Here is a 22,712-nt window from a genome sequence, read left to right on the forward strand (position 1 = left end):
AATTTTGGATCTATTAATAATTAGATTAAAGTTTTTAAAAAACAAAACTTATTGATTTAATTTGCTATTTTTCATATCACTATTGTGTATATGACATTTTCAATAATGCTAATTTAATAAAAAGATCTCACGCTTACCAGCATCATTATAGGTGATTTGGTAGAATTGAGGTAGATTAAAATTGACTGAACTACTCGTTTTAAAGGTAAAACGATCATCGGATAGCACATAAAAATCATTTATATCTTTAACCATACTCTCCTTTGTGCCGTTGCAATTACGGTAAATTTCTATTTGGTTATTTTCATTCAAAATGTAAAGATCGAATCCTGAATCGGTATCTTCAAAAAAGAATTGAATGATTCCCTCATAGGCAACACTGTCAATTTCTTTTGGTAATTCATTTGTTTGATCCAAAATATTTAAAGGACGACCTTGCACTTTATTGTTCGATACTGCTCCATAAAAATCGATTGCATTATCAAATTGATGATAAGAGACCCCTAATCTTTCAAAAAAGAGATACCATGAAGAACCACCTATCCGTAATGGTTTAACTTGTGTCGAATTATTTTGTGTCGTGGTTAATCGTAATTCTATACACTCATCCATTAATGTTTTCATTTGCTGCTTAATTTCATTACCCAAATATTTACTGTAGCAAAAAATTTCCATAGGATTGGGTAAATCCGCATCTTTGTGCATGCGATTTAATAACGTTTTAATTGCTTCCAGTACACATAATGCACCGCTAAAATGTAATACACGTATTTCATTCCATGAATTTCGATAAAGCAGGTCAACCGATCCCACTAAACTTAACTCTTTTTTTCCGTAATTTAAAACATTGTTGCTAAACTCAAATTCAAAATCCAGATTGGTACTTGGATCATCTTCAAGATTTAATATGATTGCTAAATGGCGAATTTCACACGGCCCATATAACTGTTCTTCCGTCGCCTTTGGAATTTCTATAGGGAAATATTCTTTTAAGTTTTCAATTAATTTATTGATTTTCGAGTTATCTCTTTCTTCACCGTCATGACAGTAAAATTGAGTTTTATCCGAGATTAAGCCATTAAAATAACACCAACCGACTAGCTTAACCAAATATTTGCTATATTCTAAATATTGATGACCTGAAATTGAGTTTAATACCGGTTTTTGATTATACACATACCAACCGGCACGATTAATTCTATCTTCTTTCACGTGAATGAAGGTTAATGCTTGTTCTTGCAAATTATTGGCAATATTTAACTTTAACGTCGTTATTTTTCCTGGTAATACTTCAAAAGAAGCATAAAGTTTGCGAGTTAAAATTGCCATATCTTGTGGACTAATGAGAGAATCCAAATTATTACGGCGCCCAAAATTAAGTAAATTCCGGTATCCTGTCATCATGGTTTGCAGTAATATTTCATGCATTTCTCGAACTTGCTCTATCTTCCAGGTATGACTCGCATCCAATTTAGCTAAACGCTGTGACGTCCAGCCCCACTCTTTTACCAGATCATTTAAAACGTCCCGACGCCATGAAACAGCTTTTTTTGTTTGAGAAAGTTTTTCGTTTACTTTTAGATAAAAACAGATTCTAATTAGATCCAGCCTCTCAAAATCTTTAATCTCGATTAAATATTGAGTGATCCTATCTAAAAGCATATAGTAAGAATCTAAATTTATTCCCTTTTGAGATGACGATTTTTGGATACATTCTCGCATTTCATAAGCTATGGGTCTATTTTGAGGATATATCCAAGAATAAGCTTCTAGTAGCAACGTTTTGAGCACCGCTTTAAAAGGAGAATCAATACTTTTGTAGAGTTGCCATAAACTGGCACCAAAATACTCTTCAGCAGAAAGACCTGTTAAAGGTCCAAAATCGATCCACTCTTCCCGCTTAATCAGCTTTGAATCAATCAAAGCATTCACACACTGTTCATAAGTCGAATAACTAACGTTATTCACGGTAAAATTATAGGGTACAACAAACCATAACAGATATTTACCTGCTAATAGTGTGGCTGTTCGATAAAATTCCTCAAGTAATAAAATATGTTGCGCAGAACCGCAATTTTCCCCCATTAAACATTCATGATGTTTATTGATGAAGCGATCGACATCAACGACAAATAAGGTTAATTTTACATTTTGTTCTTTAGCCCAATTTTCGACTAAACGACATTTTTCAATTAAGGCTTGCTTTCTTTTTTCGGATAAATTATTTTCAATACAAAGCCAAATATCTAAATCGGATTCGACTGATTGTCCAATGGAACACGTACTCCCCATGGAGTAAAGTGCCGATATTTCGGGATTGTTCACATTTGAAATAGCCTCAAATTCAAAACAGTTTTTGAGTTGCGAACAAATCTCATCGGTTGTCTGATAACAAGCGATTCCTGATGGAGTATCTTCAGCAAGATAGCCTGGCAATTTAGGGTGATGAAAATGAAAAATGGCGGGTAGCAAAGAAAATACACGTTGAAACTCAGTTGACATCCCAGTCAAAGCACGTTCATGTTTTAGATGGACAAGATCTTTAAGTTCTTTTTTTATGTTATTAATATAATATAGCATAACTTTATCTGGATGAAACACGTGTACTACTAACGGACTGCCTCAATCTAACATTTTATGAGTAGAAGGTAAATAGAATAAAAAATATAAAAATTTGTTAAGTGAACTATTATGATAACAATAGAAAAAATTACGAATCAATTTAAAACAAATAGTAGCGTGAGTTCGATTGATAACAAAGCTGCGGTACTATTACCCATTATTAACGATGGCAAACAACCTCAATTATTATTTCAGGTCAGATCGAACAAACTCAAATGGCAACCAGGTGATATCTGTTTTCCTGGCGGTCGGGTAGAATTAACTGACTTAGATCCAGAATATACCGCAAAAAGAGAAACCTTTGAAGAATTAGGTATCCCAATGAATCAAATGACTATTTTAGGGAAAATGCCTAAATTCATTGCCACATTAGGGCTAGTCATTTATCCGTTTGTTGCAAAAATTGATTCCCTTGATAACTTACGGCTTAATCGGGATGAAGTCGAACAAATATTTACAGTACCGATTGATTGGTTTATTGAAAATCCTCCGCAACAAGCTGTAATGCAAATTGGGCATAAACCTTCAGATAACTTTCCTTTTCATTTATTACCAAATATCCGCTCTGACTGGCAAAAAAGATCGGAGCATAATATCTTGTATTATTCTTATAATAATCGTATTATTTGGGGATTAACTGCCCAAATTTTATCTAATTTTATCAACACAATTAGTCGTTAGTTAAAATGGAGAGTTCGAACCCATTTTAATTATTCCTTTTTATTAAAGTTTTTTTGTAGTAATTTTAGCAATTAATGCTAAACAATATGTCCATGTAACAAAAAATCCTTGAGAATCACTCAGTAAATATTTTAAATAGATAGTGTTGTTTAATTATCTCTCATTAACAACTTTACGTCTGAACACTTTTAAAAGTTAAAAAAAGACAACATCTGAGAGCTACTTAATAATTCTACACTCTCTTTTAAAGATTTCATCTCTACCCAATGAATAATTGTTAAACATTGATTATTAATTTCAATCATCTAAAAAATAAGGGTATTATCATGAAACGTTTCAATAAATCATCTATCGCATTAGCTGTATTATTATCGTTACCGTTCGTTAGTGTTTACGCTGCCTTACCTTTAACCGATGAAGAAAGTAGTAATTTAATTCCAATGAAAGAGATTTCGGTAACAGGTAATTATTTGCAGGCGCAAAATGCGGAAGATGATATTTCAAAAGCAGCCGATGAAGCTGGAGCCAAGTATTATCATATTAAAGCACTTGAAGCGGCAGAAACATCAAACTCAGCTGATTCTGCTATTGTCTATGCTGATATTTATCAATCTAATGCACCGATTGCATTAAATAAAGAAGAAACAACGTATAATGGTATTGTTGCTTATGAACGTAACAAAGCACTTTATTATTTGCCATTTGAAGTTGTCAAATTTAAAGGAAGTTTTAACAACACGTCTGAAATCACCACTGAAGCAAGCAAAATCGCAGCAGATAAAGATGCTTATGCATTTTATATTAGCTCTATCGAGCCTTCTAATCTAAAAAACCAATCTCAAGATGTTGAAGTTGCTTTATATAAAAAAGATGCACCGGTAAGAGATTATATCGTTACCAAAGCAATTGAAGGTGAAGATGCTTATGAAATCAGTAGTGATGCATTTAAAACTATGAAACCTTATACCACAATTGTTTTCCATGGTGTATTTAACAACACCACTGAAATAAGTGCTGCTGCACAGAAACACGCAATTGCAAATGGCGCTCAATTTTATTACGTGAAAGAGGTATCAACTAACCCAGCCAATACGGCACAAACAGTTTATGTTAATTTATATAAATAAAATAGCTTAATTACATTTTCCACGTGTTAGAGAACTCAATGACTTTAACCCGTGGAAAACGTAAAATCTTACTATACTCAAAGAGTAAATAATGCTGTTTAAAGAGCCAACCTTTATCTATTTAATAATTTATTTGTTAAAAAATATATCTAAATTCATTACAAAACATAATTTTAAGAAACACCTGATTTTTTTATTTTCAATCACTGCATTAAAACGGTTGGGAAGCGTATGTTATTAAAAAATGTTAGGATTAAACGATATATCAATGTTACGAAAAAAATATTAAAACACAGCTCTTTTGTCATGATTTTTGTTAGTTCAACAACTGATGCACTTAGTGCTAAAACAGCGCAAGTTATTCAAGGCACTGCGCCTTATTTTACTCAAGCTGACAAAGTAGGGTTTGAAGGTGCTCGCGATTACGATAAAGGAAATTTTATTTATTTTGGTGTTAAATTTAAAGGTGCAACATATTCGGGAATGAATGATCTCAACATGGCGATAAAACAATCTGGATTTTCCGCTGTCGATCCTAACACAACCACACCCAATCAATTGTTAGCGCTGTTAAAATCCAGTTATGGGTTACAAGGCACTATTCTCCCATTTAACCCTATGTTAATTGCCGATGATAGAAATAATGTTGGTGATGATGAAGGTGATATTCCAATTAAAATAAATCCTCCGGATGCAGGATTAAATATCGATTGGTTTTATCGCTCTATCAATCAATCTTTTTTGTTGCTTGAATCAGATAGAAATAGAACATTTTGTGAATTGGCTCGATTAGGTTGGAATCCCTATATTCGAATATCAGGCCCTGTTGTTTTAGTGACCGAATTTGGTGAACCAAACTTTAGGGTTTATGCATCGCCTAAAAGGGACTTTTTTATTTATAATGCAATTAGACCCACCGTATGCGCTGCCAAACCTTCTATTGCTTACTCATTTGTTTTCGAAGGTCGGGATTATACAGGAGAATGGGCTAAACTAACTTGGGGTGAAAATAATGAATATACGTATGACTCTGGTCTGGTTAACAAGGTACGTTCAAAAGGTTTTCCAACCACAGGGTTTGACCATGCTCAATTCACCCTGTCTTTTGCAGGTGTACCGTTTGATTTATCCACCATTTCGACATCGACAAATTCAAATGGTGTAAATCTGACAACTAATCTTCTTAAAAACAATGATATTGATGATTACTTAGTTAATACTTCTTTGCAATTTCATTTAACCGGAAAAGCGACCGACAAACCTACTTTTTCAATCAAGTCCAATGGAAACGAAATATACACTTTTACAATTAATAAATGGTTTGCTACGTCCGATTTAAATGCAACCAGTTATGACCAAAGTGCACAAGCTTGCCAAGGCAATTATGTTGTACCAACAATTGAAGACTTTACCAATAGTGATCAAACAATCATCACTTCTGGAGCTTGTAAATCAGATAATAACTCTAACAATTGTTTGGCAATCAATAGTAACCATTATTATCGAAAAGTTGGAAAGAGTCTTTTTGCTGAATGGGGCGATATCACCAATGAACAAAATCAGTATTACCATGCTTATCCGGGTAATAACTTTCCTAAAAATATTTTATATTGGACATCGGAAGAAAGAGATACAAATCATCAATATGCGGTGGGGCCATCTATTGGTGCAATTGAATGGTTAGCGAAAGATGAACCGATCAATTTTGTTTGTGTGCTTAAATGATAATACGTCTGTTCGACGGTTTTGCTGTAATCATACACTTTTTGAACTGATGATTAAAAAAAATAAAAGTGATAAATTAATTTTTTTAAATATAAAATATTGAAGCTTACTGAAACAATGTCAATTTGAACAAAATTTATTGAACGTTAAATTAAGATCTTGCTGGAAAATAGAAGCAGTTTATTATTTGTGATAAGAAAAAAAGAATAAATGGCTGGGGTACCAGGATTCGAACCTGGGCGTGGCGGGATCAAAACCCGCTGCCTTACCGCTTGGCTATACCCCAATATTATTCAGGAAAAAGATATCTAGTGGTACGGGTAGTGAGATTTGAACTCGCACACCTTTTCGGAACTAGAACCTGAATCTAGCGCGTCTACCAATTCCGCCATACCCGTATTGGAATACTCAAGAAAGTAACAAACAGAGATAAAACAGATTAACTAATAGATATCAAACTACGCAGATTGGAATGGCTGGGGTACCAGGATTCGAACCTGGGCGTGGCGGGATCAAAACCCGCTGCCTTACCGCTTGGCTATACCCCAATAAAGGATAACATTAAGATTAAAATGGTGCGGGTGAAGGGACTTGAACCCCCACGCCTCGCGGCGCCAGAACCTAAATCTGGTGCGTCTACCAATTTCGCCACACCCGCATGATATACTTCCAGTCAAAGTATAACTTAATCTTAATGGTGGCTACGACGGGATTCGAACCTGTGACCCCATCATTATGAGTGATGTGCTCTAACCAGCTGAGCTACGTAGCCATTTCATTCGCAACGTCATAACCAACACTGCGAGGCGCATTATGCTTGTGTTGAGGCAAATCGTCAACCCTTTTTTTTAGATATTTTAAAAAAAAGTTATGATTGATTAAGTTGCAAGCGAATCCAGTTTAATATCACTTCAATTCGCCTTTTTTGCAACTCAAGATTAATGGATTGTCCAGTAAATCCTTGAGCAATAATTTCTTGCACATTCACACTATAGGCTAAATTATAAGCATGTTCAAGATACTGAGCTTGCGGATAAGTTGCGCTTTCATTGAAAGCTTCACTGGCAATAATCAATTGCTTTAAATGATGAGGTTGACGCCAAACATCAATACCATTTAATAATTCTAAAATTTGTGAAGCGGTTTGCACCGTTATATGACTAACAACCTTTCTGTATTGTTGAACTATTTTGGCAATTTTAGCAAATGAAGATGGTGCTTTTATCTGTTTACATAAACGTTCAACGGAATCTTTACTGGTTAAATCACCACATAAAACGCCAAAACGCACAGTTAACTCATGAGTAAGATTTACCGATTTTGTTAAAGCATAGATTAAATTGGTCGTTAACACTAATTCAGGAAATAAAATTTGAAGTGCTCCGCATTGCTCAAGGACTTGGAAATAAATTTGTGGGTTTTCGCTGGCTAATGCTTTTTCCGTTTCTTTCCACACTCTTTCTGGAGTGAGATAACTTATTTCGCCAATGGATGTCATCTCTTTCATAAGATCCATTGTTTCTTGAGCGATTGTAAATCCTAAATGATGATACCGAGCAGCAAAACGGGCTACGCGTAAAACACGTAAGGGATCTTCACGAAAAGCACTCGAAACATGTCGTAACAATCTTTGATTAATATCATCTACACCATGGTAAGGATCGACAATATTACCCTGTTCATCCATAGCAATAGCATTGATGGTGAGATCCCGACGAATTAAATCTTGTTCTAAGGTAATTTCTTTACTGAAATCACAAATAAATCCGCAATACCCTTTTCCTGATTTACGTTCGGTACGTGCTAAAGCATATTCTTCTTTCGTTTTTGGATGTAAAAATACCGGAAAGTCTCGACCGACTTGTTCAAAACCTGACGAAATAAGTTCTTCAGAGGTTGCACCAACGACAACCCAATCTCGATCGAAAACAGGCAGACCTAATAATCTATCCCGAACTGCTCCACCAACAAGATAGACTTCACTCATCTAACGCATCCAACGGTCTTTTTTACTTCGGCGAGGCATAATAATAGGTAAAATAAGACCTAAGATAAGTCCACCACCTGCAACAAGACCACCATAAGTAAACCAAGTCACAATTAAGTCACGTCGCTTATCATCTACTTGATTTAACATTGAGTCTAACATTGCTGCTTGTTCTTTTACTTGTTTTTCCAATTCGATATTTTTATTTTTTAAGTTCTGAACTAATTCTTCTGAGGTTCGTAATTGTTGCACATAGTCGGTTACTAATTTCTGTTGATATTTATCTGCATTATCAACTTTATCTTTGTATTCGGCTATTTTAGCTTCCAAATAAGGAATACGCTCTTTAAGGCTTGGTGTATCGCTTAATTTATTGGTTTCGATCCATGCCACATTGCCACTTTTCAGCAGTAGCTTAGTGTATTTACCATCCGCACTTCTTTCAAGCGCATTGACTTTCGAACCACTTTTGATCGTATTTGTGAAGGCATGTTGTTGACTAGGACCACGACGTAAGTAAACATCGACCTCATCAATAACATATTTATCAACAGCATTCGCATTAAAAGCAACTGCAATAAGAGAAATTAAGGTAAAAATATTTTGTTTCTTCATAAAATTTCAACTAATCATCCATAAATAATTACATAATAACATAAAAATCGGATATTTCGCACAATCATTTTACATTTTATGTTTCTTAATTATCCAATACTTAATCTGAATCATCAATTGAAATCGATTACATTTTTTATGCGATCTTAATCACAGATTAAAAAATTTATTATTTTAATAAAAGAGAATAATCGCTAATTTATATTCAGAAAAGCAATTAACAATGGGAGATATTATGAACTGCCGTCTTAGCAATAAAAATTTAGATATTCTTTTTCGAACAAAACCTTATGCAGAATTATGTTATTTTGGTAAACGATTACATGATAATCACATTGAAAATTATGATTTATTTATTCCGGCAGTGCCAAATTCACGCATTGATGTTCACGTCCCTTTTACTCTCTGTCCAGAAGAAGGATTAGGTAATTTTAGTACCCCAGGATTAGAAGGACACAGGAATGGAAAAGATTGGTCTCCCGTATTTGTTACTAAAGATGTAAAAAAATCAGACAATCAAATAACAATTATCAGTGAAGACAGTATTGCAAAATTACGTTTAACCAGTCAGTTTATTTTGGATGATTGTGGTGTATTACAATGTCAAAATAGCCTGACCAACTTAAGTGAGGAACCTTATTCAGTCAATCGATTATCAATAACGATTCCTATTCCTGAACGTGCACAAGAATTAATGGCTTTCAGTGGACGCTGGATTAAAGAATTTTTTCCTCACAGAATAAAAATTGAACATTGTAGCTATTTACAAGAAAATCGCCGAGGAAGAACTTCACATGAATATTTTCCTGGTATGATTGTTGGTACAACAGGGTTTAAAGAACAAACAGGCGAAGTGTGGGGAATTCATTTAGGTTGGAGTGGTAATCATCGTATTCAAGTTGCGGTTAAAAGTAATGGTAAACGCTTTATTCAAGCCGAAGCATTATATTGCGCGGGTGAAATATCACTCGCCCAAGGTGAAACTCTTACAACACCCTGGTTATATGCCACTTACAGTGATGAAGGTTTAAATAAAATGAGTCACCACTTTCATGAATTTCTGCGTAACAATATTATCACCTTTCCACAAAACAAAGCACGTCCTGTCCATCTCAATACTTGGGAAGGCATCTTTTTTGACCATAATCCAGATTATATTATGAAAATGGCAAGTAAAGCGGCACAAATGGGCGTTGAGCGCTTTATTATCGACGACGGTTGGTTTGGCAAGCGTGATGACGATTACCAAGGTTTAGGAGACTGGTATCTTGATGAACGAAAATACCCCAAAGGACTTGAACCGGTTATCGAGCACGTGAAAAATTTGGGCATGGAATTTGGTATTTGGGTTGAGCCTGAAATGATCAACAAAAATTCGGATTTATATCGTGCTCACCCTGATTGGCTACTTGAGTTATCGGGTTATCAACAACCTGAAGGACGTCATCAATATTTATTAGATTTGCAAAATCCTGCTGTTTTTGATTATTTACTTGAAAGATTAACATGGTTACTGGGTAGTTATGATATTGATTATATCAAATGGGATATGAATCGAGAAATTGTTCAAGCGGGTCACAATGGCAATCCGGCTATCGTCGGACAAACAAAAGCCTTGTATCGTTTACTCGATATTTTACGAGAAAAATTTCCTAATGTAGAAATCGAATCATGTTCATCAGGGGGTGGACGGATAGATTATGAAATATTGAAACGAACACAACGATTCTGGACTTCTGATTCTAACGATGCATTAGACAGGCAAATCATTCAACGAGGAATGAGTTATTTCTTCCCGCCAGAAGTCATGGGCGCACATATTGGTGGCGCTTTATGCCACACAACTTATCGTGAACTGAACATGAATCTTCGGGGATTAACTGCTTTATTTGGCCATATGGGCGTTGAACTTGACCCCGTAAAAGAATCAGAAGTTGAACAGCAAGCATTTGCACATTATATTGGACTGCATAAACAATTACGAAATTTATTGCATAGTGGTAATAATTATCGATTAGATGTTGATGATAGCAATGCAATGCAAAGTTATGGAGTCGTTAGCCAAGATAAAAAAGATGCTGCGTTTATTATTGCTCAATTAACCTTACCAACTTATGCTTTAAGTGGTAACTTACGCTTGACAGGTCTATTGCCCGAAAAACAATATTTGATTGAAATACTTGATCTACCTGATAATATTGATCCGAAAATAAATGGACATGTGATGAAAGCTCTACCATATTGGATGGTCAATAAAACGATATTATCAGGCGACAGGTTAATGCAAATTGGGCTGCCTTTACCCGTTTTAGATCCTGCAACAGCAATGTTAATTAGAGTGGTAGCTCAATAAAAACTTTTGACTTACAAAGCACACAATAAATTTACAAAAAATTAATATTTTTTTATAAATAACAAGGGGGAAAAGGCATAATGCAATTTTCCCTTAGTCTTAAATTAAGTTTATATGATTCAGAATTTAATCGAATTATTGGCAAATAGTTTTTTTTCCTTTATTATAATTAGTTAGGAATAATAAATAGTTATAGTCAATTATTAAGAGAAACAAACTGGATCAACTAAAAGATGTTTTAAGATGTAAGTAAAGTAAAAGATATTTTAGTACAGGTTACTTCCCGCTTTACAAATCCTTTTCATTTTTATTTCGTTGGTAGTCTACATAGCTCTATATTGGCAATCTTAAATTATAAAAGTTATATGAAACAAATTTAGTTTGAGTAATTATTTTAGCGATAGTAATTTAATAAAAAGGTTTTTTTATGGCGACAATAAAAGATGTTGCATATTTAGCTGAAGTTTCAGTTGCAACGGTATCCCGAGTTATCAATAATGCAAATAATGTAAGTAAAAATACACGTGAAGTCGTAAAAAAAGCCATGGAGACATTAAACTATTATCCAGATGCTAACGCTCGCGCATTATCTCAACAACACTCTAATACAATTGGCATTGTGGTCGCCGATGTGTCCGACCCTTTTTTTGGGGCGATGGTTAGCACTGTTGAAAAAGTAGCTTATCGAACTGGTCATTTTTTGCTAATTGGCAATGGATACCATAATGAAAAACAAGAATACAACGCCATTACTCAGCTTATTGAGCACCGCTGTGAATCATTAGTTGTTCATGCCAAAATACTTTCCGATGAAACACTCATAAAATTGATGCAACAAGTGCCTGGCATGGTTATCATCAATCGCATAGTGAAAGGATTTGAATCACGTTGTATTGCACTTGATGATCGTTATGGCTCGTATATTGCGGTTAAACATTTAATTCAAAATGGACATACGAAAATAGGTTATTTATGTTCGAATCATGAAATTTCGGACGCTTCAGATCGACTAAATGGTTATAAAGATGCGTTGAGTGAATTTAATATCGAGATAGAACAGAATCTAATCACCTACTCTTCGCCTGATGAAATAGGTGGAGAAGAAGCAATGAAATCCTTATTAGAACGGAATCGAAACATCACCGCTATAGCCTGTTATAATGATTCTATGGCTGCGGGTGCCATGTCAGTCCTGTATGACAATGATTTAAAAATCCCAGCTGATATCTCTGTTATTGGATTTGATGATTTATTAATGGCTAATTATTTACATCCTAAACTGACAACAGTTCGGTATCCTCTACAAGCAATGGCAGAACAAGCAGCTGAGCTTGCCTTATCCCTTGCTAAAGGAGAGGCTCTCTCAAATAACTTAATTAATATTTTTACCCCAACATTAACTAAACGTTATTCTGTCAATTCCATAGGCTAAGGTAGAAATAAACATTTAATAAAGCGTTTCAATATTAGCGGCTTAACAATAAAGAAAATTGTTAAGCCACGATTAAATAATCGTATTGAACAATCAATGCTTATGTAAAGGCAATTTTTTTATTACTAATAATTTATTTAATATCAGATCAACCGAAATTACATCACTTTGCGGTTGGCTATTTAAATCAAACGTTTTTAAAACCGAATCATAGTAATAATTCGCATGGGTTATTATTGGTTGATTGCTGACATCACCCTGACAAGGTTTGTTGGCAATGGTTAAACTGGCTAAAGCTGAAGTATCAGGATGCCGAGTCAACAATAACCAAAAACTGCCTTCTTTAGAATATTCATCATAACGACGTGATTCATAACACCATCCCACCAATGCCTGCTCAACCACACCTTGTTGTAAATCCGATATTGCTGGGAGTAGAATCTGTGACCAATTACAAATATCTGTCGAAATAAAAAGATTAGGTCCATTCACTTTTAATGCATCAGCAACATAAAAAGAAATCGCGTTATTTATGCTATTAATAAAATTAAATGGTCGTGGTGTTTTACGTTGAAAAATATCTATTTCCAGTTCATACATATTACTGGGTGAACTAAAAATCGAGGTCACATACACGCCACAATTAGCATTAATTTTTTCTATGGAAAGCGCACCTAACAATGATAACAACGCTAAACGACTTGTACGTCGACTATTAATATTAAATTGCTGTTTAAGCAAATTTTTTAATTTACTTTCTTCACTATGACTCTCTACGATAAACTGGGATGTACTGAGTAAAAAAACACGTTGCATTATTCAGTTATCTCCAACAACAACACAGCGTTATTACCGCCAAATCCAATACAATTTAATAAATAATAACCTTGAGGATAAGGTTTTGAAATGTCTGTAAAATCATTTGTATAAATAGGTTCAGATTGCGCCATGTGATAATTTGGATAACTAGGCGTCTGTTTTGATTCAAATATCAACAATAATATTATCATCTCAAGTACACCGGATGCCCCTAATGTATGACCAAGATAAGGTTTAAAAAATATTAACGGTTTTCGCTCATTAAAAGCATTTGTTAAGCTATCAAGTTCAACTTTATCATTCATTGGACTACCTGTCGCATGAGTTTTAATGGCAACAATATCGGTTTCAGTCACATCGAATTGCGTTAACGTGTCTTTAATGAGTGCGCTAACATTTTTAGGATCTGTTGTGGTAATATTAGAGGTATCACATATCGTTTTACCGCCTTTTAAGATAAATTGATTGTTGTTTGCTAATCGTGATTGATTGCTTAATGCTATACAACCAATCCCCTCCCCTAAAATAAGTCCTTGGCTAAGATTTAAAAATGGTGGTTGATAATTATTTGTTAGTAATCCTAAAGCATTAAATCCTTCTAAAGTGATAGAATTAAATGATTCAAATCCCACAATGATTGCCCGTTCAATTATGCCTTGAAAAATATAATTTTTTGCATAAAGTAATGCATTAGAACTTGAAGTACAAGACGTCGCAACATTGATCACATTAACATTTTTCCATTTTAATTTAAGTTGTTCTGCAATTTCATTTAAAGAAAAGGGTTGGTGATAACATGCTTCGTCTAATTCTGATAAATCTTTGTTGAAGAAAGTAATTTCATGTGAGGACATGGCAAAAGAAGTGGATGCTAAAAAAATCGGGATTTGTTCCAATTCTGATTCTTGCCACTGACACGCCTGTAAAGTTTGCAGAATTTGAAATACTATACGATCAACAATCTCAGTTAAACTTAGCCGTTTTTTATCAAAGGCTGGAAAATAATTAACAGATAGTGATTCACTTGCTGTATTTAAAGGAATCAATTTAGGTTTTCTTGGATGAAAAAGAATATTGTTAATAATCTCATGGCAATTATCACCTTGTGCGCACACCGCAGAAAAACCATTAATGTAAACATTTACCATAATATTATTTTTTTATTTGCTCAAGTACGTATTTATTGAGTTTCGAAACCGTGACCATATGTTTTCTCACTTCTCGATCACCTTGTAAACGAACGCCAAATTGCTCTTTTAACGCTACAGAAATTTGTAATGCATCTAAAGAATCTAAATTTAATCGACTGGAAGGTCCAAACAACGGCTCATTATCTGTTAGCTCCTCGGGAGTTAATATATCTTCTTTTTCAGATTCGGTAATAATTAACTGTTTTAATTTAAAAATTAAATTATCCAAATTTAACCTCTTGTTTTTATTATTTAACTAAAAGTTTATAAATGTTTATTATTTAACTGTCGATAATAAATAATTCCAGCTAGCAATAGAAAAATTAGCGCAAAACCTATTAACGACAACCATTGTGGTAATATTTGTACAAAATCATACTGATCAAGCAAAAGATTATGAAAGCCTTTCAAAGCCCAAGACATCGGCGAAATTAAACAAATTATTTGCATGGTTTCTGGCATCATATAGCTTGGTACCATAATACCGCCTAAGGCTGCCATAATAATATTTCCCCCACCACCTAATACCACGGCATGTTCTGCCGATTTTGCAAGTACGCTAACTAACAGTGCATATCCCAAAGCAGATAAACTAATTGCTATCGACAACAATGCATAGTTCCAATAAGCGCCTTCTAAAACAAATCCTGTAATATTGATTAAAGGTAAAATATAAATACCTAACAAAATCATTCCTATAAACTGTAATTGATTAATCAAAAAATAAGGTAACAATTTTGCGATAAGTAATGAAAATGCCGATGATTTTGCTAATCGTAACCGAATGATAGTGTTCGTTTGTTTTTCACAAGTCATGACATTTGATAAAGGTATCATGATAAAAAACATACCAAAGATTAACCAAGCAGGAACACTTTGTTGTACCGAACTCGGTTTAACCACGTTGGTGCCTTCTACATTGATAAACTCTTCAGTGATTATTTTTCCTGACAAATAGTTATCTAGTTGTTGTTGCCGTTTTAATTCGATTGAATTTTCATCCATTACAGAAGAATCATGGTTTGGCGTTGAAAAAATATCTTTAAGCCGTAGCTGTAAATAACTTTTCTGGATAATTGTTTGTAAATTCATCAATCTTAGTTGATCAATCCCCGCTAAGGTTAATAATGCTAAAGGCGATTCATTACTCAAATTTTCAGTATTTTGATTGGGATTGATTAATAAAAAATCATAATTTCCCTCGATTAATTTAGCTTTTGCATGATCCTTATCAGCTATATCAAAAAAATCAACATTCATATTTTCTTGATTGCCCAAAATCGCTATTAACTGCGAGTTCAATAAATTAGATGATTCACCAACTAATGCTATTTTAGTATTTTGATTGAAATCATCACGTTGGCTTAATGCCACAGACATAATGAACATAAACAACATAGGCATAATAAAAAGAACAGCTATTCCATGCAAATCACGACTTAACAGACGAAATTCTTTAACGATTGCAGCTAGCATTGCTTTGCCCTCCCTGCCTTAATACAGATTTATTCAAGAAGTCCAAATAAAATGACTCTAAAGAACCATGACCATACTGAATATTTTGTATTTGGTATTGTTGAAATTCTTGTAATATTGTTGAGATTTGCTCAGGCGATGAATCAATGACAACTGTTTGCATTGGAGTATGTCGAATTAAAGTAGCATTAAATTGATCAAGCACATGTGAAGGCACACTCTGCGCTAACGTGATAATGCATTGTTGTTGAGCATGTTGTGTCAATATCTGTTCAATGGAGTGGCAATACAAAATTTTCCCGCTCTCCATAATGGCAATTTTTTGACATAAACTTTCTATTTCGTGTAGATAATGAGACGTGTAAATAACCGTTACCCCCTCTTTAGTTAATTGCTTTACACTGTCTAATATAAATTGGCGAGATGCAGGATCAACACCAACCGTAATTTCATCCATAAAAATTAGCGTTGGCGAGTTAATTAGCCCTATAGCAAAATTCAATCGACGTTTTAATCCACCCGACAAATTCGCTGACAATTTATTTTTGTAGTCTAAAATATCGACTTTTTTCATCAATGAAATTAGAAAATTAGGATCTTTAATTTTATACAACGAAGCAAAAAATTGTAAATTCTCAAAAACCGTCAATTGAGGATAAAAAGCGTATTCTTGAGGAATTAAAGAAATACGTTGCAATTGTTGACGAGACAACTGAGATAAGATCTGATTATTAAGATAAATTTGCCCTGATTGTAATGATAGTAACCCCGACATTAATGATATCAATGTTGTTTTGCCGGCGCCATTAGGCCCTAATAATCCAAAGCATGTGCCGGATTCAATTTCTAAATTAACATCACACACCGCATAATTATTAGCATTTTTATAGCGATGAGATACATTTTGAAGCTTTAACATACAATTCTTTAAAATAATTTTAATTTTTATAAACAGAATGTTAACATATTATGCTATTATAACAAAATGCATGTTAGGTAAACAATTAAAGATATAATCTAATAAATCAATTATAACAATGAGTAACAAAAAAAACGTTCTATTAGTGTACTATTCACAAACGGGTCAATTAACACAACTTACTAAACATTTTGTATCACCTTTAGCGAATCATGATGATATTAATTTAGAAACGCTTGCTATTGAACCTCAACAAGCCTATTCTTTTCCATGGTCTTTTAACCACTTTTTTAATATTTTTCCGGAAACGGTTCATTTAATACCTTCCCCCATTGTTGCCCCACAATTTAAACAACAAAAATATGATTTAATCATTCTAGCTTATACTGTTTGGTTTTTATCCCCTTCTCAGCCTATCACTGCATTTTTACAAGATAAAAACACGCAACAACTCTTAGCCGATACCCCTGTTGTCACGTTAATTGGATGTCGCAACATGTGGTTAATGGCACAAGAAACCGTCAAACGATACTTAAAAGAAGCAAATGCTAATCTAGTTGATAATGTCGTTCGCATAGATAGCTGTGGCGGGCCAGCAAGTTTTATTGCTACACCGCTTTGGATGTTTACGGGTAAAAAACAGCCTGTACGTTGGCTACCAAAAGCAGGCATATCTGATGAGGACATTAGTGATTGTGCTAAATATGGTGAAAAAATTAAAACCGCATTGCTAACACAACCTAAAATCACCGAACCAATGTTAAAAAACATGGGGGCTGTCAAAGTTAATGAACGTTTGATTCTTAGTGAAAAATTTGGTTATCGCAGCTTCTATTTATGGGGCAAACTGATCATTAAAGCGGGGAAAATCGCTCGCCCACTTCGTCAAGGTTTACTTTATTTTTATATTATTTTCTTGGTAGTAATCATATTAACCGTTGTGCCTATTAGTGCACTGATCAAAACATTACTATCCCCATGGTTAAAAAACAAAATCAGTAAGCAAAAACGTTTATTTAGTTGGCCTTCAGGCGAATAAAATATAAGAGTAAAACAATGAAAACACATAATGTTTATATTAATAAAATTGCCGCATTTTTACCAAATAATCCTGTTGATAATTCATCAATGGAAAATGTCCTTGGGCAAGTTGGTCACAAACCGTCCAGAGCAAGAGCAATTATTTTAAAAAGTAATGGGATAAAAACGCGATATTATGCGATTGACCCGCACACTCGTCAGGCAACACATAGCAATGCCAATCTAGCGGCACAAGCCATAAAGTTATTGTTCAAAGATAACCATCAATTTAGTATAAATGAAATGACTTTTTTAGCCTGTGGTACTTCGTATCCCGATCAGATTATGCCTGGTCATGGAGTCATGGTTCATGGCGAACTTAATGAAACACATCCTTGCGAAGTTCATAGCAGCTCGGGGGTTTGTGTTGCAGGTATGTCAGCACTGAAACACACGTTTAATGCTGTGAAAGTTGGTGATCATTGTACCGCCGTTAGTTGTGCATCTGAAACCGCATCTGCTGTAATGAGAAGTGAGAACTTTGAAGCAGAAATTGAACAAAAAGTGCAAGCGTTGTCGACACAACCAGAACTGGCCTTTGAAAAGGATTTTTTACGTTGGATGCTATCTGATGGCGCTGGGGCAATGCTATTGAGCAGTAAGCCAAATAGTCATCAACTATCATTAAAAATTCACTGGATTGATATTTTATCCTACGCAAATGAGATGCCAGCATGCATGTATGCAGGCGGTGACTACGATCATGATCAGTTCATAGGTTGGAAGCAATTTACTCAACTTGATCAACAAAATCAAAGTTTGTTGAGTGTTAAACAGAACGTAAAAATGCTAAATGAGAATATTGTTAAGTATACCGTTGAAAAAATGCTTGCTAACTCAATTAAAAAACATGATTTGAAAAAAAATGATATCGATTATTTTTTACCTCATTACTCGTCTCAATATTTTCGTGAAAAACTCTATCAAGGATTGATAAATATTGATTTTGAAATTCCTTATGAAAAATGGTTTACCAATCTTACGTCAAAAGGTAATACAGGTTCAGCATCTATCTATATTATACTTGAGGAATTTTTGCGCACGCACTCACTCAAGCATGGGCAAAAAATATTATGCTATATCCCAGAAAGTGGGCGATTCTCATCTTGTTTTATGTTACTTGAAGTCATTGATGCTAACCAAGAGAATTAGAATTTATGGATATTAATCAAATTCCACAAGATAAAAGTAAAACTTATGGCGGTCATGCCAAAGTGGTTTATGCTGTTAAAAATGGAAGTTATACAAAAGCAACTACCAGCGGTTGGGAAGATGAAGAGTTTGTTACATTACAAGCGGTAGATGCATTAGCTGAACAAACTCAGTTGGCTTATCATGCAGTAAAGAATGATCAACGCTCATCACTCTATTACTATATGTTTTTATATCGTCATGATATCACCAGCCTTGCTCAAACAAGTGGTTTTTTTCGATGGCAAATCAAACGGCATTTCAAACCACAGGTTTTCAAAAAATTATCAGATAGAAAATTAAATCGTTATGCACAAGTCTTTAATTTATCCATTGAACAGCTAAAACAGCTTCCGACTGAAGACAATCGAACGCAAAACAATTATCCATTTAAATAGACTTATTAGACTTTGTATAATCAGGCAACAGAATGACAATTCATCATTTTCAACATCAGCACACCGCACACTGTGAAAGCGGTGTTATGTCGACGCTACTTAAACACCACGGTTTTAATTACAGTGAACCCATGCTCTTTGGTTTATCTTCTGCACTGACATTTGCCTATTTGCCCATTATAAAACTTTCGGGTATGCCACTCATCGCTTATCGTATGCCACCAAAAACAATTATTCGTAATTCTTGCAAACGATTAGGCATTAAATTGAACATGCAAAAATTTGTCTCCTCGACACAAGGCATGCAAAAATTGGATCAAGCATTAGACAACAATCAACTAGTTGGGCTACAAACTTCTGTTTTTTGGTTACCTTATATTCCCGATGCTTTACGCTTTCATTTTAATGCGCATAATATTTTAGTCTATGGGAAAAAAGCAGAACAATATTTGATTAGCGATCCGGTTATGGAATCACCAGTTCAATGCTCAGCATCAGACTTAGAACGGGCTCGTTTTGCTAAAGGTGCATTGGCAGGAAAAGGATTAATGTATACATTAGAAGATGCCCAAAAACAGGATCACCCTGTAAATTTATCACAAGTGATTCGCAGTGCAATCCTTAAAAATGCACGTCAAATGCAAGCCCCTTTACCTTTCATTGGTATTAAAGGGATTCATCTTTTAGCTAATCGAATTCAAAAACTAAAAAATTCGATGAAAAGTGATCAATATAAAAAACTTTATCTAGGTCATATTGTTAGAATGCAGGAGGAAATCGGAACAGGTGGAGCCGGTTTTCGTTACATGTATGCTTCATTTCTTCAGGAGGCAGCAGATCATTTATCATCAAATCATAAACCATTATTGCTTGAGGCTGCCGATAATATGACTAATATTGGCGATGCGTGGCGTAAATTTGCTAGTCGTACAGTAAAATTATGCCGAAATTTGAACGAAACTGGATTTAATGAGGTATCTGAGTTATTACATCAAGTTGCCGATAGTGAAAAAAAATGTTGGCGATCACTCAGTCAAAGTATCAAAAAAATAGCTTGAACAGCTAATGATAACGGGGTATTTTGATGTTCAAAAACAAATGATAAAGGCTTTTAAAAAAATTTAAATGTCGAAAAAATAGAGACTATTATCACGAATTCAAATGATATGAATAATAAATTACTTTATTATTCATATCAAAATTCGTCTCATTTAGGTCTCTATTTCATCAATTAAATTAAAACCACACTTCAGTTTGCACCCCAAAACTAATTTGATGTTTTTTGCCATTAAATTCAAATTTACTAATATCATTATTCAATGACTCAATATACGATAGATAGAAACGAATATCGGGGCGAGAGGATAAAATACTTTCACCTACTTTAAATGAATGATACAGGGTTGTTTTGTAACCTTCTTCTTTATAAGTTCGACCATTAACTTTATTTTTTTGTCTAAAGTAACCAATTTCAACACCACTTTGGTTATATTGATCCCAAATATAAGCTGGTCTTACTGCTGATTTAAAACTGGTAAAATCTGTATGAGGTAAGTTTAAATCATAAGAATAAACATCTTTACCGGTTGTTAAAGCTAACGCATGCGCCACAATAACATTATCAAATAAATACGCCTCACCTTCAGAAACTAATCGATAAGCCTTACCGCCATTGTGTTTACCTATATAGTCATTATTAGCATTAGCGGCAAATTCTGGGTTATTGGTGTTGATATTGGCTAAATGGGATGCAACGGAATTGGTTGCAGTTTGTAGTGTTAACTGATTAAAGCCACCAAAAAAGTTATTTTGTCGTAGAACAACGCTACCTAACCAAGCATTTTTAACGGTGACATCATCTTGCAGTTTCGATTTGTTGGGCGCTGAGTATCGGGCATTAATAGCAAACAATGCATCTTGCCATAAAGGAATATCTCGGTAACGCAATTCGATTTCATTGATATCAACATCTTCACGCCTTACTTTAGTTATCTCTGTTCCCGCTGTTTTTTTATTGACCTTAACATTCACATCAGCACGTAACAATGCTAAATCTAGCGTCCCAACACCTATTTCCAGATTTTCAATACCGACACCCCCACCAGCTGGCGATTTTTGGGTTTTCCAATCTAGCATTTGAATTTCATTATACGGTAAAGAGTGTTTACCTACCCACAAAGTCGCTTCAGGAAAGAGAGGAACAAATCCTTTAGTGGCTAAGTAGATATCAGAAAATTGCATAATATTGTCATCTTGCGTATTGAACAATCCAGCCGCTTTATCGGTTGCCACATTACCATCAATCATGACAATAGCATCCACTCGACGACCATCTTGATCATACACTTTTTGTCTAAAGACAAGATCGTACCATCCTCCATATTCGTTCCCAAATCGCCCTAAAGCGCCTTCGGCATAATTTTTGGGTTTACCATTCGTCGATGTTGACCAACCACCACGAAAATACCCATTAAAGGAAAATCCAATCTCTTCTTTAATATAATCTTTGAATTCTGTTAACGTAAACGATTTTTTAGCGGCAATATTACTGTTCTCTTCTTCATTAGTTTGGCTATCAGTGACTAACACAATCGCGTTATTGTTAGTAGGATGCGTAATACTAACAGATTGTAAATTATCTGATTTTTGTTGTTTAAGTGCGGCGGTTTGTATTTTTATCTCTTTTTGTTGATTGCTTATCACTAACTGTTGCTTTTCTAAATTAAGACTTAACTGAGCAATTTGCTTGTTTGATTCAATCAGCTGTTTTTTCAAATCGATAGATTCATTACTTAGCGCAATTAATTTTTGCTCTAATAAATTAATTCTTGCTTCTAACTCATCTTGAGTAGCAGCTATCGCATTAGGCAAATAAAATAAACCGAGCATGGTAATTAAAACAATTCGCTTAGGTTTTACTTTTATTAATGATTTTGTTAGATATTTCATTTTTCTCTACTCATAATTTAATTGTTTATTCATCAGTCTTATAAATTTAAGACAAAAAAAAACCTAAAGAATAGGTAACAACAACTATTCTTTAGGTTTTGCCCGTTTAATATCGGTAGCAATCCAAAAGCTAATAATTAGCGTTTTC

The 22,712-nt window shown here is 34.2% G+C and carries 18 protein-coding genes and 5 tRNA genes; 9 read left to right on the forward strand and 14 right to left on the reverse strand.

Annotation, left to right across the window (positions count from 1 at the left end; translation table 11 throughout):
- Positions 1 to 108: 108 nt before the first annotated feature.
- Positions 109 to 2,580 (reverse strand): class I adenylate cyclase, encoded by a 2,472-nt coding sequence (locus A9G10_RS10825; protein ID WP_143426006.1) that lies wholly within the window; start codon positions 2,578 to 2,580, stop codon positions 109 to 111.
- 111 nt (positions 2,581 to 2,691) lie between these two features.
- On the opposite strand from A9G10_RS10825, the gene A9G10_RS10830 reads away from it, so the two are divergent.
- The 3 genes from A9G10_RS10830 to A9G10_RS10840 all read left to right on the forward strand — a co-directional run bounded on the left by A9G10_RS10830 (position 2,692) and on the right by A9G10_RS10840 (position 6,155).
- Positions 2,692 to 3,303: an NUDIX hydrolase gene (locus A9G10_RS10830; protein ID WP_081299196.1), complete on the forward strand. Its 612-nt coding sequence runs from the start codon at positions 2,692 to 2,694 to the stop codon at positions 3,301 to 3,303.
- Positions 3,304 to 3,629: 326 nt separating this feature from the next.
- Positions 3,630 to 4,430: a YdgH/BhsA/McbA-like domain containing protein gene (locus A9G10_RS10835; protein WP_065559575.1), complete on the forward strand. Its 801-nt coding sequence runs from the start codon at positions 3,630 to 3,632 to the stop codon at positions 4,428 to 4,430.
- A 231-nt stretch (positions 4,431 to 4,661) separates the two neighbouring features.
- Positions 4,662 to 6,155 (forward strand): hypothetical protein, encoded by a 1,494-nt coding sequence (locus A9G10_RS10840; protein ID WP_065559576.1) that lies wholly within the window; start codon positions 4,662 to 4,664, stop codon positions 6,153 to 6,155.
- Between the two features lie 211 nt (positions 6,156 to 6,366).
- On the opposite strand, the gene A9G10_RS10845 is transcribed toward A9G10_RS10840, so the two are convergent.
- From A9G10_RS10845 to A9G10_RS10875, 7 genes are all read right to left on the reverse strand, one after another.
- Positions 6,367 to 6,441: transfer RNA gene (locus A9G10_RS10845), tRNA-Gln, on the reverse strand.
- A gap of 26 nt (positions 6,442 to 6,467) precedes the next feature.
- Positions 6,468 to 6,553, reverse strand: a tRNA-Leu gene (locus tag A9G10_RS10850).
- Positions 6,554 to 6,628: 75 nt separating this feature from the next.
- A tRNA-Gln gene (locus tag A9G10_RS10855) sits at positions 6,629 to 6,703 on the reverse strand.
- Between the two features lie 25 nt (positions 6,704 to 6,728).
- Positions 6,729 to 6,813, reverse strand: a tRNA-Leu gene (locus A9G10_RS10860).
- 37 nt (positions 6,814 to 6,850) lie between these two features.
- Positions 6,851 to 6,927, reverse strand: a tRNA-Met gene (locus tag A9G10_RS10865).
- 96 nt (positions 6,928 to 7,023) lie between these two features.
- A complete protein-coding gene (locus A9G10_RS10870) occupies positions 7,024 to 8,142 on the reverse strand; it encodes a hypothetical protein (RefSeq protein ID WP_065559577.1) in 1,119 nt (372 codons plus the stop codon).
- The gene (locus tag A9G10_RS10875) at positions 8,143 to 8,757 is read right to left on the reverse strand and encodes a TIGR04211 family SH3 domain-containing protein (protein ID WP_065559578.1); all 615 of its coding nucleotides are present in this window, start codon (positions 8,755 to 8,757) and stop codon (positions 8,143 to 8,145) included.
- A gap of 235 nt (positions 8,758 to 8,992) precedes the next feature.
- Between A9G10_RS10875 and A9G10_RS10880 the strand changes: the two genes are divergently transcribed.
- On the forward strand, positions 8,993 to 11,110 hold the full coding sequence (locus tag A9G10_RS10880; protein ID WP_065559608.1) for an alpha-galactosidase: 2,118 nt from the start codon (positions 8,993 to 8,995) through the stop codon (positions 11,108 to 11,110).
- Positions 11,111 to 11,537: 427 nt separating this feature from the next.
- A complete protein-coding gene (locus A9G10_RS10885) occupies positions 11,538 to 12,542 on the forward strand; it encodes a substrate-binding domain-containing protein (protein ID WP_065559579.1) in 1,005 nt (334 codons plus the stop codon).
- 93 nt (positions 12,543 to 12,635) lie between these two features.
- Here the strand turns inward: A9G10_RS10885 and A9G10_RS10890 are convergent, their stop codons facing one another.
- The 5 genes from A9G10_RS10890 to A9G10_RS10910 are packed head-to-tail and all read right to left on the reverse strand — an operon-like array spanning position 12,636 to position 16,946.
- The gene (locus tag A9G10_RS10890; protein WP_065559580.1) at positions 12,636 to 13,358 is read right to left on the reverse strand and encodes a hypothetical protein; all 723 of its coding nucleotides are present in this window, start codon (positions 13,356 to 13,358) and stop codon (positions 12,636 to 12,638) included.
- Entirely contained in the window at positions 13,358 to 14,509 is a 1,152-nt protein-coding gene (locus tag A9G10_RS10895) for a beta-ketoacyl synthase N-terminal-like domain-containing protein (protein ID WP_065559581.1), read from the reverse strand. The genes A9G10_RS10890 and A9G10_RS10895 overlap by 1 nt, the downstream gene beginning before the upstream one ends.
- Before the next feature lie 4 nt (positions 14,510 to 14,513).
- Complete coding sequence (locus A9G10_RS10900; RefSeq protein ID WP_065559582.1) at positions 14,514 to 14,780, reverse strand: acyl carrier protein; 267 nt, start codon at positions 14,778 to 14,780, stop codon at positions 14,514 to 14,516.
- 35 nt (positions 14,781 to 14,815) lie between these two features.
- Complete coding sequence (locus A9G10_RS10905; protein ID WP_065559583.1) at positions 14,816 to 16,027, reverse strand: ABC transporter permease; 1,212 nt, start codon at positions 16,025 to 16,027, stop codon at positions 14,816 to 14,818.
- Positions 16,008 to 16,946: an ABC transporter ATP-binding protein gene (locus tag A9G10_RS10910; RefSeq protein WP_065559584.1), complete on the reverse strand. Its 939-nt coding sequence runs from the start codon at positions 16,944 to 16,946 to the stop codon at positions 16,008 to 16,010. The genes A9G10_RS10905 and A9G10_RS10910 overlap by 20 nt, the downstream gene beginning before the upstream one ends.
- Before the next feature lie 118 nt (positions 16,947 to 17,064).
- Between A9G10_RS10910 and A9G10_RS10915 the strand changes: the two genes are divergently transcribed.
- From A9G10_RS10915 to A9G10_RS10930, 4 genes are read left to right on the forward strand one after another with little or no spacing between them, the layout of a single operon-like run.
- Positions 17,065 to 17,985: a hypothetical protein gene (locus tag A9G10_RS10915; protein WP_065559585.1), complete on the forward strand. Its 921-nt coding sequence runs from the start codon at positions 17,065 to 17,067 to the stop codon at positions 17,983 to 17,985.
- 17 nt (positions 17,986 to 18,002) lie between these two features.
- Positions 18,003 to 19,178 carry a beta-ketoacyl-ACP synthase III gene (locus tag A9G10_RS10920; protein WP_065559586.1) on the forward strand — a complete coding sequence of 392 codons (1,176 nt, stop codon included), beginning with the start codon at positions 18,003 to 18,005 and terminating at the stop codon, positions 19,176 to 19,178.
- Between the two features lie 5 nt (positions 19,179 to 19,183).
- Complete coding sequence (locus tag A9G10_RS10925; protein ID WP_065559587.1) at positions 19,184 to 19,615, forward strand: hypothetical protein; 432 nt, start codon at positions 19,184 to 19,186, stop codon at positions 19,613 to 19,615.
- Positions 19,616 to 19,647: 32 nt separating this feature from the next.
- Positions 19,648 to 20,673: a BtrH N-terminal domain-containing protein gene (locus A9G10_RS10930; RefSeq protein WP_065559588.1), complete on the forward strand. Its 1,026-nt coding sequence runs from the start codon at positions 19,648 to 19,650 to the stop codon at positions 20,671 to 20,673.
- A 178-nt stretch (positions 20,674 to 20,851) separates the two neighbouring features.
- Here the strand turns inward: A9G10_RS10930 and A9G10_RS10935 are convergent, their stop codons facing one another.
- Positions 20,852 to 22,564 carry a carbohydrate porin gene (locus tag A9G10_RS10935; protein WP_065559589.1) on the reverse strand — a complete coding sequence of 571 codons (1,713 nt, stop codon included), beginning with the start codon at positions 22,562 to 22,564 and terminating at the stop codon, positions 20,852 to 20,854.
- Between the last annotated feature and the right edge of the window lie 148 nt (positions 22,565 to 22,712).

It is taken from the genome of Gilliamella sp. wkB308, assembly GCF_001690185.1.
Lineage (GTDB): Bacteria > Pseudomonadota > Gammaproteobacteria > Enterobacterales > Orbaceae > Gilliamella > Gilliamella apicola_I.

What these genes read in the sequence shown, in the direction of transcription:
- A9G10_RS10825 (WP_143426006.1), bottom strand. Translation starts at nt 2,580, where the DNA reads ATGCTATATTATATTAATAACATAAAAAAAGAACTTAAAGATCTTGTC.
- A9G10_RS10830 (WP_081299196.1), top strand. Translation starts at nt 2,692, where the DNA reads ATGATAACAATAGAAAAAATTACGAATCAATTTAAAACAAATAGTAGC.
- A9G10_RS10835 (WP_065559575.1), top strand. Translation starts at nt 3,630, where the DNA reads ATGAAACGTTTCAATAAATCATCTATCGCATTAGCTGTATTATTATCG.
- A9G10_RS10840 (WP_065559576.1), top strand. Translation starts at nt 4,662, where the DNA reads ATGTTATTAAAAAATGTTAGGATTAAACGATATATCAATGTTACGAAA.
- A9G10_RS10870 (WP_065559577.1), bottom strand. Translation starts at nt 8,142, where the DNA reads ATGAGTGAAGTCTATCTTGTTGGTGGAGCAGTTCGGGATAGATTATTA.
- A9G10_RS10875 (WP_065559578.1), bottom strand. Translation starts at nt 8,757, where the DNA reads ATGAAGAAACAAAATATTTTTACCTTAATTTCTCTTATTGCAGTTGCT.
- A9G10_RS10880 (WP_065559608.1), top strand. Translation starts at nt 8,993, where the DNA reads ATGAACTGCCGTCTTAGCAATAAAAATTTAGATATTCTTTTTCGAACA.
- A9G10_RS10885 (WP_065559579.1), top strand. Translation starts at nt 11,538, where the DNA reads ATGGCGACAATAAAAGATGTTGCATATTTAGCTGAAGTTTCAGTTGCA.
- A9G10_RS10890 (WP_065559580.1), bottom strand. Translation starts at nt 13,358, where the DNA reads ATGCAACGTGTTTTTTTACTCAGTACATCCCAGTTTATCGTAGAGAGT.
- A9G10_RS10895 (WP_065559581.1), bottom strand. Translation starts at nt 14,509, where the DNA reads ATGGTAAATGTTTACATTAATGGTTTTTCTGCGGTGTGCGCACAAGGT.
- A9G10_RS10905 (WP_065559583.1), bottom strand. Translation starts at nt 16,027, where the DNA reads ATGCTAGCTGCAATCGTTAAAGAATTTCGTCTGTTAAGTCGTGATTTG.
- A9G10_RS10910 (WP_065559584.1), bottom strand. Translation starts at nt 16,946, where the DNA reads ATGTTAAAGCTTCAAAATGTATCTCATCGCTATAAAAATGCTAATAAT.
- A9G10_RS10915 (WP_065559585.1), top strand. Translation starts at nt 17,065, where the DNA reads ATGAGTAACAAAAAAAACGTTCTATTAGTGTACTATTCACAAACGGGT.
- A9G10_RS10920 (WP_065559586.1), top strand. Translation starts at nt 18,003, where the DNA reads ATGAAAACACATAATGTTTATATTAATAAAATTGCCGCATTTTTACCA.
- A9G10_RS10925 (WP_065559587.1), top strand. Translation starts at nt 19,184, where the DNA reads ATGGATATTAATCAAATTCCACAAGATAAAAGTAAAACTTATGGCGGT.
- A9G10_RS10930 (WP_065559588.1), top strand. Translation starts at nt 19,648, where the DNA reads ATGACAATTCATCATTTTCAACATCAGCACACCGCACACTGTGAAAGC.
- A9G10_RS10935 (WP_065559589.1), bottom strand. Translation starts at nt 22,564, where the DNA reads ATGAAATATCTAACAAAATCATTAATAAAAGTAAAACCTAAGCGAATT.